Source organism: Paenibacillus oleatilyticus, from assembly GCF_018998565.1.
Lineage (GTDB): Bacteria > Bacillota > Bacilli > Paenibacillales > NBRC-103111 > Paenibacillus_G > Paenibacillus_G oleatilyticus.
In genome coordinates this window covers 24,240-36,542 of record NZ_JAHNZO010000011.1, presented here as the reverse complement: position 1 = coordinate 36,542, position 12,303 = coordinate 24,240, and the positions used below count along the sequence as shown (strand labels likewise).

The following is a 12,303-nucleotide window of genomic DNA, read 5'->3' as shown; positions in this document are numbered from 1 at the left end:
CTAGGATAATTTTATTACCAACCTTACCTATTCCTCTCGCGCATGGCCAATTTCATCGCTTTCCAATAAAAATCATGAAAAGCCTCTTCCGTGAACTTAACCTTTTCCCCATACGGAAATTGCCCGCTTATGGCCGTCAAGACGTCATATAAACCCAGGTGCGCCCAATCCCACATAATCGAATTGTAGGCCACCATAGGGATGTACAAAAATTGTCTCGTTTCACTGACAAAGTTTCGATCCAGCCCTTCATTTTCCAAGAGCCGATACACTCTTTCTTTATCCTCATCTGAAAATTCCGTATCCAGAAACTCCTCACAGATGAAGCTCCAAGTATCTATCCTCGATACGATAGGGATCTTATTGCTTTTCGCAAACATTTGCAGACTCTCTTTATGTACGGCCGAGACAAAAAGAACTTCGCCGCTTTTCAATCTGACTTCGGGAGGGCACCTGGTGATCAAAATTTCAGAAATATCTTCCGATGCGACGCTGCCATTCGGATATATGCTGGACGCTTGAAATGGGTACTTTTGAAATTGTATCTGGTTTTCAGTAAATTGAACATCCTGCATGGGACTCATCCTCGGTGTAATATTGCACTTCCCTATTCCGTTTGTGAAACATCCATTTTTCACCAGTTCATTCGTTGTGCTAAAGATTGAATATGGGAAGTATGATGCTTGTTATGCCAAATGAATCTTTGAATCGCGACATCCACGGTGATCCAGCCAAGGACCTCGGTATTGAATCTTCTATCATAATCGGCTGATTTCAGGCCGTGAATTGTATTGATTAGTCGATGATGAAGCGCCTCTAAAAGTCCCAAGGAGATTTCTATTGGAGTATCCTTATAATCGCTAAGCTCTGCCCATAAATTAGGGCGATAAGAACTGGCCATAGGCTCATCTTCGGTTAAAGCTCGCTTTAATCTAAGGTAGGCGTTGACATCGTTATCGGCCATGTGGTGAACCACCTGCTGCACCGTCCAACCACCGGAACGGTACGGGGTTTGAAGCTGACCCTCATTGAAGTCTCCCACAATCTTCCGCAGAGAAGGAACAATATCTGCAATTTCTTTCGTGTAACTCTTACGTTCCTCATCTGTCGTAGTCGTCACCGGGTTAAACTGGCCGATTGGATACCGCAAAATGTTTTCATTCATCTTCTGATTAACCTCCTCCGAAAAATCTTACTTACTTCTTTGCTTCTTCAACTATATATTCCAACAACTCTCCGGGCTGACAATTCAACGCTGCACAAATTTTATCGATTACCTCTAATGATACATACTCGTTGGTGTTCAATTTCGCCATGGTCGCAGATGAAATCCCTGTCTTCTTCATTAATTCTTGCTTTTTTATATCTCGATCGATCAGTAATTTCTGTAACGGTTTGTAGCTTAACATCTTGTTATCCTTTCAACAATCTAAACTTTTCTTCAATTATAGCCATTAAAATTTAATTTATCAAAATTATTTTCGTGTTCTCAGCTATTGCATTAAGCTATTTAAAGATATCTACACTCAATTGCCCGATGATTCCAAAATGCTGCTGTGTGAATATGAATACAAATCCAATATCCTGCAAGGGCTCGCAGAAACTATCATGTATGAGCAAGGCCTAAAAGACAGAGTTTCTTTAAGTAGAATATTGTCCGGCAGTTGAACGTCGGATTTAATTGTTCTTATGTTAATTAAGACTTGCTGAAGATTATTTACCTGGAAGTCAGAACTAGCTTTTCGAAATAGCGCATAAATATATTAACTAATTCCCTTTAAGTATTTCCTTATTCAAAAATACCCCATCCATAAAGCCTTGTTTGTACATAGCTTCTAATGCTATCACCGTTTGTTCGTGTTCCCTTTCTTTATATTCGTACAGTAGAGGTTTACAGTTCTCCGGTACCCTCTCAATAAGCTCACGCAATGTATAACTAAGCTCATCAGATAATTCCCGGTAGACAATATGATTCAGCAAAATAGTATGTATAATTTCTTCGATCCGCCTCATAACATAATCATTCAAACTAGAATTTAGATTCGTCAACATCAAGCTTCCCCCCATCTAGTGACATCACTTTGAATTCATTATACTTCCATTGTATAAGTGATATCACTAAGATGTCAATATGAATGTATATAGTATGAAATCAAAATGTTATAATAGTGAAATCACTTTGAAGGAGTTATCAATTTATGACAACCAATAAAAAAGTGTTCACATTGCGGCTTAATGAAAATAATTTTCAAAAAATCAAAATTATAGCAGAGAAAAATAAACGATCCATCGCAATGCAAATTGAATATTTAATCGAGCAACATATTGACAAATACGAAAAAGAAAACGGAACTATTCAATTAAACGATTAATTTGTTTTACTTAAAATCCGGTTCGAGCTGATCAAGGGTTTAAGGTCCAAATAGCAAATTAAGCGCTACCTGACTTATGTAATTACCTCGGATGACTAAAGAAAAAAGCGGCATAATTTGCCGCCATACATTTGCTGTCAAAACCAACATGCTGAGCATATGCCCAGCATATTTAGTATTTCTTAGAAGAGTAAGCTTTTAGTTAGGTTATTTATTATAATCCCTCTTAATCACCTGTTATGCTTGTTATTCTTTGCTTTCAATATTCCAACAATTAAGGTAATCAAAGCAGCTACAAGGAATACTTTCCCCTCCTTTCCCTTAAACAAAAAAATCCTTACCTCTTCGAAGAAAGGTAAGGATTTTCCACCGCTCAGATTAAGCGCGGGAGATGTATTGGCCCTCGCGGGTGTCGATCAAGAGCACGTCGCCTTCGTTGATGAAGAGCGGCACTTGAACATTCAAGCCGGTTTCGACTTTCGCGTTCTTGGTCGCGCCTTGCGCCGTGTTGCCTTTGATGCCCGGCTCGGTTTCGATGACTTTCAGCTCAACGCTGTTCGGCAGGTTGATCCCGAGGATCTCGCCTTGGTAGCTCATGATGTTGATGTTCATGTTTTCTTTCAGGAAGTTCAGTTCCCACTTGATTTGCTTATCTTCCAGGTTGATTTGGTCGAACGATTCCGTATCCATAAACGTATGCTCTTTACCGCTGGCATACAGGTACTGCATTTGACGGTTTTCGATGTGAGCGCGGCTCACGTTCTCACCGGCGCGGAACGTACGCTCTACGGTGTTGCCGTTGCGCAGGTTTTTCAGCTTGGAACGGACGAAGGCAGCGCCTTTACCCGGTTTAACGTGCTGGAAATCGATAACGGTGAACAAATCGCCGTCTACTTCAATGGTTAAGCCTGTTTTAAAATCGTTAACTGAAATCACTACAAAAACCTCCCTAAAATGTGAGCAGACGACAGTGCCTCAAGCCTTGTAAGAATCAGTCTCCGGATCATCCGGACTTATCCTTGCTTCGCCTTGGTTTGTGCCGCTACCAAGTTGCATCAAGTTATGGTATCACAATCAAGTCTTTGCTGGATTGTGTTAACCTCCGATTGCCTGTTTCCGTGATGACGATATCGTCCTCGATCCGGACGCCGCCGAAGCCTGGCAAATAAATGCCGGGTTCCACGGTAACCACCATGCCTGGGGCCAGTACAACATCGCCCTGCACCGACAGCCGCGGCGCTTCGTGAACTTCCATCCCGAGCCCGTGACCGGTGCCGTGGCCGAAATGATCGCCGTAACCGTAACGCTTGATGATATCGCGTGCGACGGCATCCGCTTCCTTGCCGGTCATGCCCGGCTTGATTCGCTCGATCGCTTCCATTTGCGCTTCGAGAACGATCTTGTAGATGTCGCGGTGTTTATCCGTCGGCGTACCGACGATGACCGTACGGGTAATGTCGGAACAGTAGCTTTTGTAATAGGCTCCGAAATCGAGCGTTACAAATTCGCCGGTCCCGATAATTTTGTCGCTGGCTTTGCCGTGCGGCAGCGCAGAGCGTTCGCCGGAAGCGACGATCGTTTCGAACGAAGTCGAAGCGGCGCCATGCTTGCGCACAAACATCTCGATTTCGAGCGAAATGTCCAGCTCTTTGACCCCGGACTTCAACAGCCCGAGAACGTGGACAAACGCACGGTCCGCCAGATCGGCCGCCTGCTGCATGACGGCGATTTCCCCATCGTCCTTGATCATGCGAAGCGATTCGACCAGTCCTCCGGTCGGCGCGAATTCAATTCCCCCGAGTGCTTCGGCATAACTGCTGTAAGTGCCGTAGCTGAGGTCGGTTTGCTCGAAGCCAAGCTTGGCTATGCCCCACTTGCGAAGCAGATCGTTAATCGATTCCACGACCTTGGGCCCATGCTCGATGATCTCGTAGCCGGCCGCTTGCTCCGATGCCTGTGTCACGTAACGAAAGTCGGTCAGCAGTACGGCCCGGTCGGCCGTAATAAGCACGTAGCCTGCCGATCCGGTGAAGCCCGTCATATATTTCCGGTTCGTCGCATTCGTGATGAGCAGCGCCGGCAAGCCTTTTTGTTCCAAAAGACTACGCAGCCGCCCGATTCGCTGTTGCTGCATTTGCTATCCCTCCGCGCTATCAATATACTGGACCAGCGCCCGCAAGCCCAGCTCGTAGCTGTTCGCGCCGAAACCCGCGATTTGGCCCACGGCTACCGGGGCGATTACCGATACGTGACGGAAAGCTTCCCTTTTATGAATGTTCGAAATATGTACTTCAACCGTCGGGATGCCTACAGCGCTGATGGCATCGCGGATTGCGTAGCTGTAGTGCGTGAACGCTCCCGGATTGAACAAGATTCCGGCTTTCTGCCCATAGGCGGCATGAATGCGGTCGATCAGATCACCCTCGTGATTCGACTGATAGCACTCCAATCCGACGCCGAGCTCCTCCGCCAGCTTGGTCAGCCTGTCCGTTATCGCTTGAAGCGACAGACTTCCATAGACGCCGGGCTCCCGGATGCCAAGCATGTTCAAATTCGGCCCGTTCAACAACAAAATGTGCTTCATCCGTGAAACCTCCCAACCTGATAAATCCGCACACACTTAGCCATTTTACCATAACCTTCCCCGGTTTGAGAACTTTTTTTTGCGGGCTCAGGCGGCCAAATAAAGCGGTTTTACCAATGTTTAGGCGGTCCGAATTACGCATACCCGGGGATAGTCTGCAAGCCGCGCGGAATCATGTTAGCTCCGGTTCGTCCCGGCCGTCGGCAAACGGCTCCCGCTCCCGCTCGTCCGTAAATTCGAAGCTGATGGAATAACCGATAAATAATCCCCATAGCACGAACAGGCACGCTTGGGTCACCACCGAGTTCAGATCGAGATAAGCGATCCAGTTCATCATTCCGGTGACCGGCCCGATCAGCAGGAACAAGAACGCCCACCAGGCGACGCCGTACCCGACTCCATACCACGGACCGTACGCTTTGGCGAATAACATCGTATACAATATAGCGGCAACGACGGACAGGGCGATAAACGCCAGCCACCCCAGCAAATATCCCCGCCATGTCATCAAGTAAGAATGCTTGTACAAGGGCTCGAGCAAAAATCCCGGCGATAGCGAAGTAAAATGAAAATAGTTGGCGAGCATTTGAACCCCGCCCCAGATCAATCCGGCAAAAAAACCGATATATACCGCGAAATTCCACCGATTCGTACGAAACTTCCTATCGCTTCGGCGATTCATGCCCAAATCCCTCCTCGATTTCGGATATCCACTAGTATGTGCAAAAGTTCTACCGATAAACAAGTGGCAATATGACTGCGGATTCGCTAAAATACAGATATGGCATCATTCATCGTTATTTATTCATAGTAGAAGAAGGTGTATTGTATTGTCGGAAAAGAATCAACCAACGGCCGTTTACGGCGGCCAAGCCGTGATTGAAGGCGTCATGTTTGCCGGCCAGAAGGTGAACGTTACGGCGGTGCGCCGAAAAGATAATACCATCCATTATCTTGAGGTTCCCAGAAAAGAAATCGGCTGGGTTCAGGCATTGAAGAAAATTCCGTTGATCCGGGGGATTGTCGGGATTGTCGAAGCGAGCGCCAAAGGGGCGCAGCACTTGAATTTTTCGGCGGAGGTGTTTGCCGAGGAAGAAGGTGTGGTTAAGGAAGAGAAGAAGGAATCGCTGACCGGCAGGATTTCCATGATTCTCGGGGTGGCGGTCGTCGGGATTTTGTCCTTTTTGTTCGGCAAGTTCGTGTTTACGCTTGTTCCGCCGACCATCGAGCAAATGCTCTTCGGAGGTTTGTTCCAGAACCAGATCGGACATAACCTGATCGAAGGCTTGATCAAGATTATTTTGCTTGTCGGGTATATTTATTTTATTTCGCTTACGCCGATGATCAAACGTTTATTTCAATACCACGGAGCCGAACATAAAGTTATTAGCGCTTACGAGGCGGGCCTGGAGCTGACCGTACAAAATGTGCAAAAGTTCAGCACGCTGCATTACCGGTGCGGCAGCAGCTTCATCGTCTTTACGGTCATCGTGGGCGTCGTCATTTACTCGTTCTTTCAATACGATTCGTTTCTGGAGCGGATCATTCAACGGATCGTGCTGCTTCCGCTTGTGATCGGCGTGTCCTACGAAGTTTTGCGGTTTACCAACAGCCTGCGGGACATTCCGGTGCTTCGTTTCCTCGGCTATCCCGGCCTGTGGCTGCAATTGCTCACGACCAAAGAACCGGACGATTCCCAAGTGGAAGTATCCATTGCCTCCTTCAACCGGATGCGGGAGCTCGACCGGCAAATTTAACATAAAGACAAGGAGGGGTACTGCATGAGAAACCGCAACAGCACGGTCGCTTACGTGATTTTCGGCTTGATCGCCATCGGGATACTGGCTAGTGTTCTCTCTAATCCAGGCACCTTTATTATCCCGATTCTCGTATTCGGCGTGATTTTCTTCCTGTACAAGTTCCCGCCGAACCGATGGAGACAACCGAAACGGCCGTCCTCCTCCCGGTTTCAAAAAGGAAAGCGGCGCAATGCCACGTTCCGCGTCATCCAAGGCAGCAAGGACAGCTCGGACGAGCCGCCCAAATACCATTGATTTAGATTTCGTCATACCTTTAAAGCGGCAGCCTCTCCCCAAGAGCGCTTGCCGCTTTTGTTTTTTCAAGCTTTCTTGGAATAGCGGTTCGGAACCCGGCAGACGTGGGTCAAATAGTTATGCTTGTACTCGGTCATCTTCCAATGCGCGAAAAAGGCATGCGTCGCCCGCTGCCCCGATTCGAACAGCTTCAGACTCTGCTCGGTCGAGATGTCGAAATCGGTGATGCTGACGCCGAGCGTCGGAATTTTGACCGTACGGAACCGGTTCGTCTCTTGGATATAGCGGTCGTCGTGCGCCTCCAGCATCGTCGAGAACAAGGCCCGCATCATGCTGACCGGACCGTGTATGGCGTTCGGCTGCCCAGTGCCGCGGCCTACCATTTGGAAGCCGATGGTCGGGATCATCTGATCGATTGGCGGAGCTTCCGTCGAATCGAAGATCCACAGCGGAAAGTTGCTGAGCAGTCCTCCATCCACGATATACACGAACTGGTCGATGAATTTTTCTCCGGGCAGACGGTGCTCGAACGATTTGCGGATGATCACCGGATCGAAGAAGTAAGGAATCGACGTACTCATCCGAACGGCTTTTGCGATCATGAACCGGCGGGGATCGATACCGTAATGGGCGATGTCGTCCGGCAGGACGAGCAATTTGCGGCTGGAGATGTCGGAGGCGATAATGCGGAGCTGATTTTGCTTCAGATCGCCGAACGTACGGATGCCCTTGGCAAGCAGCAGCTTATGGATCCAATGCTCCAGCGCTTCTCCGGAATAAAGGCCTTTCTTGATAAACAAACGGGCCAACGGGCCGACCAGCTTCGTATCGAAAATCCGGGAGCGCTGCAGGAACGCGCGAAAAGTTGTGGCCTCGATAATCTCCTTCAGCTCGCTCGCACGGTATCCCGCCGCAACCAACGAGGCGACGATGGCCCCGGAGGACGTCCCCGCCACCTGATGAAACGAGTGTCCGAGCTGTTCCACCGCCGATACGGCCCCCGCAAGCGCGATTCCTTTCACGCCGCCGCCTTCAAACACCGCATTGATTCTCACCCCGCATCCCCTCTTCCCGCAAAGTCTCTCCAAGAGTATGTATGAGGCGAAGAATTGTCCCTATGCCTGGGAAAGAAAAAAAGCCCCCGATTCTCGGAGGCTTACGATTCTTCCAGCTCTTTCTTAAGGGCAAGCAAATCTTCGCCGCGGGTGGCGTCACGCTTGAAATATTCAACCAGCGTCTCGATGCAGGTGATGGAGTCCCAGCTCAAGTGATGCTCGATGCCCTCGACGTCCTTGTAAATATTTTCATCCGATACGCCGATCATCGTCAAAAATTCTTCCAGCAGATGATGGCGGTCCACCAGCCGTTTGCCGACCTTTTGCCCTTTCGACGTCAGCACAAGACCGCGGTATTTTTCGTAAATTAAGTAGTTGTCTTTGTCGAGCTTCTGAATCATTTTCGTCACCGAAGACGGATGGACCTCGAGTCCTTCGGCGATATCGGAAACGCGCGCGTACCCTTTCTCATCGATTAATTTATAAATTCGTTCCAAATAATCTTCCATACTGGGCGTAGCCATTCCGCGTTCCTCCCGTGTTCCATAGACGAATCTCGGTAATTTAATGATACACTGATTGATTTATGCAAAGCAAGACTTTGCTGTGAAGGACAAAAACCTCGTGTGCAGCGCAGCAAATTCCCATGTGTGCGCACCGAGTGAATGAAGCATCCTAAGGTCGTTATAAGCGTTCTTAACTATATCACAGCCGCATTCCGTAAGCAAGTCCGATACGATTCGTACCATCAGGAGGGATCTCGCACATGGCCACGGAGCTGCTCACTCCCCCGATCCGCCAGACGCAGGTGTTTGTCCCGGAGCTTGTCTATTTTGAGCCCGACGCCTTGGACTACCCCAAAGGCAAACGAATCCACGAATGGGCGCTGAAGGAAGGACTTCCGATCCGCATGACGACCTCCCATAACCGGATTACGAACCTTCCGGGCGAAAGCGATCTGGAGAAATACCGGATCGCTAAACGGACGCTGGTCGTCGGAATCCGCAAAACGCTGAAATTCGATACGTCCAAGCCGTCGGCCGAGTATGCGATCCCGATCGCGACCGGCTGTATGGCGCACTGCCATTACTGCTATCTGCAGACGACGCTCGGGGCGAAGCCTTATATCCGGGTCTATGTCAATACCGACGATATTCTGAAGCAGGCCAAACAGTACATTGAAGAAAGATCGCCGGAAATTACCCGCTTCGAGGCGGCCTGTACGTCCGACCCTGTCGGGCTTGAGCATATCTCGGGCTCGCTGAAGGAATACATCGAATTTATGGGCCGGGAACCGCTGGGCAGGCTTCGTTTCGTCACGAAGTTTCACCACGTGGAACCGCTGCTGGATGCCAAGCATAACGGTCATACCCGGTTCCGGTTCAGCGTCAATGCCGATTATGTCATCAAAAATTTCGAACCGGCGACCTCCAGCTTCTACGAGCGCATCGAGGCGGCGAGCAAAGTCGCCAAGGCCGGCTATCCGCTCGGCTTCATCATCGCACCCATCATCTGGCACGAAGGCTGGGAGGAAGGCTACGGTGAACTGCTGCACAAATTAAAAGAGGCCCTTCCCCCGGAAGCGACCTCTGACTTGACGTTCGAATTGATTCAACACCGCTTTACGAAAACAGCCAAAAACATTATCCACCAGCGCTATCCGAAGACGAAGCTGGAGATGGACGAAGCCAAGCGGAAATACAAATGGGGCCGGTGGGGCCAAGGCAAGTACGTCTATCCTGACGAACAGGCCACAGCGCTGCGCGAATTCATTAGCGAACGCATCTTCACCCATTTTCCGCAGGCGAAGATCGATTATTTTACATGAGCGTCAGCCGATCCAGGATGGCGTAATGCCTTGCAGCCAGATCGTGATGCGGGTCATTTGATCCGTGTACAGCAGCACGGCCACGATGAGCATCACGCCTCCGCCTACTTTCATCATGGTTGCGGAATACTTCAAGATCCATTTGGTCGATCCGATGAAGAACGCAAGGATAAAGAACGGGATCGCGAACCCAAGCGAATAAGCGGAAATGAGCGGCAGCCAGGAATTCGGTTCGGTTGCCGCCAGCATCAGCATCGCGGACAGAATCGGGCCGATGCAGGGCGACCACCCTGCGGCGAAGCCGATGCCGATCAGCAGCGAGCCGAGGTAACCGGCCGGCTTCGACTTGATCTGCAGCTTGCGCTCGCGCATGAGCCACTGCGGTTGAAAAATGCCGAGCAGGAACAATCCCATCACAAAGATCATGATCGCCGAAATTTGCCGCAGCAAATCGCGGTAATCCAAGAACGCGTTGGCGATGACGTTAGCCCCGAGTCCCAACGTATAGAAAATGATGGAGAACCCGAGAATGAAGCTGAGCGTATGGGTAATCAGCTTGAACCGGACTTCTTTGGCACTCTGCTCGTCCTTGAGCTTCCCGACGGAAACGCCGGTTATGTAGGACAAATACGAAGGATACAGCGGCAAGCAGCAGGGCGATATGAAAGAAACGAAGCCTGCCCACAGCGCGATCCAAATGTTAAGTTCCACGGCTACCGTTCACCATCCTTTTACCTCTTTTACTTACAAGCGAAGTCCCCGTTTTACCGTTAAAATGCCGACGAGTATGGCGATCAGCAGCAGCACGACCGTCGCCCCCGGCGCCAAGTCCCACACGCCTGCGGAGACTAGCCCGGCAATGACGGCAAGCTCGGAGAACAAAATCGACCAGAAGATCGAATGCTTGAAGCTGCGGGCGACCAGCAGGCTGCAGGCGACCGGAATCGTCAGCAGCGAGGAAACGAGCAGCGCCCCGACGATTTTGATCGAGACGCTGATAACGAGCGCCGTCAGCATCGTGATCATAATATTATAGAAGCGCAGCGGCAGGCCGCTCACACCGGCCGCGTCTTCGTCGAAGAAGAGCAGGAACATTTCTTTGTAATTGATCAGCACGAACGCCACGACAATGGCCGCAACGCCGCCGACGACCCAAAGGTCGGTATTGTCCAGCGTGTAAATGCTGCCGAAAAAGTAGCTCATGACGTTAATGTTAAAGCCTTTGCCAATCGTAAACAGCAAGGTAGCAAGCGCCACGCCGCCTGACATAATAATCGCAATCGATAGTTCGGCGTAGGTCTTGTACGCTTTGCGCAGCCGCTCGATGCCGAACGAAGCCAGCAAGGCGAACAGCAGCCCGACGCCGATCGGGTATACGTTGATCAAAAATCCAAGCGCGACCCCCGCGATCGATACGTGCGCGAGCGTGTCCCCGATCATCGACAAGCGGCGCAGCACGAGAAATACGCCCATAAGCGGAGCGGTCAAGCCGATGAGCAAACCGCCGATCAGCGCCCGCTGAAAAAAATATTCGGTAAAGATATCCAAAGCCAATTCTCTCCTATCTGCCCGCTGCATCCTGCCGTTATTACACGGTCAGGGTTATACTTCAATCGTCTCTCTAAGCTGCTGCATCGAGTGGGTCAGATCGGTTTCGCGGCAATTTTCCGGCTCGTGCGTATGCTTGACGTAGAACGATAGGCCGCCGCTCTTCTGCACCGAGTCCTCCCCAAGATACGATTGTATCATATCCATATCGTGCGATACCATGATAAACGTGATGTGATGATGCTGGTGCATATGCCGGATCATACGGAAAAATCCGGCCTGCGTCTCGGCGTCGATGCCGACGGTAGGCTCGTCCAGAATAAGCAGCTCCGGGTTGTTAATTAACGCCCGGGCGAGGAATACCCGCTGCTGCTGGCCGCCGGACAATTGGCCGATCCGCCGGTCCGCCAGATCTTCGATACGCATGGCGTAGAGCGCGTCGTCCGTTTTGCTGCGCTCCTGCTTGCTCAGACGACGGAACATATTTTTTTTGCCGAACAGCCCGGAGGTGACGACTTCGCGGACCGTGGCCGGAAATAGCGGATTCAGCGCATTTTTCTGCGGGACGTACCCGACACGCTCCCAATCACGGAATTGTTCGATCGGCTGGCCGAAGAGACGGATTTCGCCGCGGGCCGGCTTCAGCAGCCCGACGATCATCTTCAGCAGCGTCGTCTTGCCGGCGCCGTTGGAGCCGACCAATCCGACGAAATCGCGCTCCAGAATCGAGAAGTTCAAGCCGTTGATCACGGGTTTATTTTCATAAGAAAAAAAGATGTCATCGATCGTGACGATCTGTTGATGACATCCAAAGTGAGCATTCGTTTGCATGGCAAAGCTCCTTATAAGGAAGGTCTCCCTT

At 50.2% G+C, this 12,303-nt stretch carries 17 protein-coding genes; 4 read left to right on the top strand and 13 right to left on the bottom strand.

Annotation, left to right across the window (positions count from 1 at the left end):
* Positions 1-23 precede the first annotated feature (23 nt).
* The 4 genes from KQX66_RS15765 to KQX66_RS15750 form a co-directional block, all read right to left on the bottom strand.
* Positions 24-575 carry a hypothetical protein gene (locus KQX66_RS15765; RefSeq protein WP_216793804.1) on the bottom strand — a complete coding sequence of 184 codons (552 nt, stop codon included), beginning with the start codon at positions 573-575 and terminating at the stop codon, positions 24-26.
* 59 nt (positions 576-634) lie between these two features.
* Positions 635-1,165: a YfiT family bacillithiol transferase gene (locus KQX66_RS15760; protein WP_216793803.1), complete on the bottom strand. Its 531-nt coding sequence runs from the start codon at positions 1,163-1,165 to the stop codon at positions 635-637.
* Positions 1,166-1,196: 31 nt separating this feature from the next.
* Positions 1,197-1,409 carry a helix-turn-helix domain-containing protein gene (locus KQX66_RS15755; protein ID WP_216793802.1) on the bottom strand — a complete coding sequence of 71 codons (213 nt, stop codon included), beginning with the start codon at positions 1,407-1,409 and terminating at the stop codon, positions 1,197-1,199.
* A 358-nt stretch (positions 1,410-1,767) separates the two neighbouring features.
* The gene (locus KQX66_RS15750; protein ID WP_216793801.1) at positions 1,768-2,052 is read right to left on the bottom strand and encodes a hypothetical protein; all 285 of its coding nucleotides are present in this window, start codon (positions 2,050-2,052) and stop codon (positions 1,768-1,770) included.
* A gap of 146 nt (positions 2,053-2,198) precedes the next feature.
* Between KQX66_RS15750 and KQX66_RS15745 the strand changes: the two genes are divergently transcribed.
* Entirely contained in the window at positions 2,199-2,372 is a 174-nt protein-coding gene (locus KQX66_RS15745; RefSeq protein WP_216793800.1) for an Arc family DNA-binding protein, read from the top strand.
* Between the two features lie 378 nt (positions 2,373-2,750).
* On the opposite strand, the gene efp is transcribed toward KQX66_RS15745, so the two are convergent.
* The 4 genes from efp to KQX66_RS15725 all read right to left on the bottom strand — a co-directional run bounded on the left by efp (position 2,751) and on the right by KQX66_RS15725 (position 5,638).
* Positions 2,751-3,308, bottom strand: coding sequence for an elongation factor P (gene efp / locus KQX66_RS15740; protein WP_054976995.1), 558 nt, complete (start codon positions 3,306-3,308; stop codon positions 2,751-2,753).
* 124 nt (positions 3,309-3,432) lie between these two features.
* Complete coding sequence (locus KQX66_RS15735) at positions 3,433-4,506, bottom strand: M24 family metallopeptidase (protein ID WP_216793799.1); 1,074 nt, start codon at positions 4,504-4,506, stop codon at positions 3,433-3,435.
* 3 nt (positions 4,507-4,509) lie between these two features.
* Positions 4,510-4,956 (bottom strand): type II 3-dehydroquinate dehydratase, encoded by a 447-nt coding sequence (aroQ, locus tag KQX66_RS15730; RefSeq protein WP_010497518.1) that lies wholly within the window; start codon positions 4,954-4,956, stop codon positions 4,510-4,512.
* Positions 4,957-5,128: 172 nt separating this feature from the next.
* The gene (locus KQX66_RS15725) at positions 5,129-5,638 is read right to left on the bottom strand and encodes a YqhR family membrane protein (protein ID WP_216793798.1); all 510 of its coding nucleotides are present in this window, start codon (positions 5,636-5,638) and stop codon (positions 5,129-5,131) included.
* Positions 5,639-5,786: 148 nt separating this feature from the next.
* Between KQX66_RS15725 and KQX66_RS15720 the strand changes: the two genes are divergently transcribed.
* Together KQX66_RS15720 and KQX66_RS15715 are read left to right on the top strand one after the other, a co-directional pair.
* Entirely contained in the window at positions 5,787-6,713 is a 927-nt protein-coding gene (locus KQX66_RS15720) for a DUF1385 domain-containing protein (RefSeq protein WP_216793797.1), read from the top strand.
* 24 nt (positions 6,714-6,737) lie between these two features.
* Complete coding sequence (locus KQX66_RS15715; RefSeq protein ID WP_216793796.1) at positions 6,738-7,010, top strand: hypothetical protein; 273 nt, start codon at positions 6,738-6,740, stop codon at positions 7,008-7,010.
* Positions 7,011-7,075: 65 nt separating this feature from the next.
* On the opposite strand, the gene KQX66_RS15710 is transcribed toward KQX66_RS15715, so the two are convergent.
* Together KQX66_RS15710 and mntR are read right to left on the bottom strand one after the other, a co-directional pair.
* Positions 7,076-8,065 carry a patatin-like phospholipase family protein gene (locus tag KQX66_RS15710; protein ID WP_216793795.1) on the bottom strand — a complete coding sequence of 330 codons (990 nt, stop codon included), beginning with the start codon at positions 8,063-8,065 and terminating at the stop codon, positions 7,076-7,078.
* Between the two features lie 101 nt (positions 8,066-8,166).
* Positions 8,167-8,589 carry a transcriptional regulator MntR gene (gene mntR, locus KQX66_RS15705; protein ID WP_216793794.1) on the bottom strand — a complete coding sequence of 141 codons (423 nt, stop codon included), beginning with the start codon at positions 8,587-8,589 and terminating at the stop codon, positions 8,167-8,169.
* 242 nt (positions 8,590-8,831) lie between these two features.
* Between mntR and splB the strand changes: the two genes are divergently transcribed.
* A complete protein-coding gene (splB, locus tag KQX66_RS15700) occupies positions 8,832-9,893 on the top strand; it encodes a spore photoproduct lyase (RefSeq protein ID WP_216793793.1) in 1,062 nt (353 codons plus the stop codon).
* 3 nt (positions 9,894-9,896) lie between these two features.
* Here the strand turns inward: splB and KQX66_RS15695 are convergent, their stop codons facing one another.
* Genes KQX66_RS15695 through KQX66_RS15685 form a run of 3 tightly spaced genes read right to left on the bottom strand, consistent with a single transcriptional unit; the run spans position 9,897 to position 12,272 of the window.
* A complete protein-coding gene (locus KQX66_RS15695; RefSeq protein WP_216793792.1) occupies positions 9,897-10,604 on the bottom strand; it encodes a cytochrome c biogenesis CcdA family protein in 708 nt (235 codons plus the stop codon).
* 33 nt (positions 10,605-10,637) lie between these two features.
* The gene (locus KQX66_RS15690) at positions 10,638-11,441 is read right to left on the bottom strand and encodes a metal ABC transporter permease (RefSeq protein ID WP_216793791.1); all 804 of its coding nucleotides are present in this window, start codon (positions 11,439-11,441) and stop codon (positions 10,638-10,640) included.
* A gap of 54 nt (positions 11,442-11,495) precedes the next feature.
* Positions 11,496-12,272, bottom strand: coding sequence for a metal ABC transporter ATP-binding protein (locus tag KQX66_RS15685; protein ID WP_216793790.1), 777 nt, complete (start codon positions 12,270-12,272; stop codon positions 11,496-11,498).
* Positions 12,273-12,303: the final 31 nt, after the last annotated feature.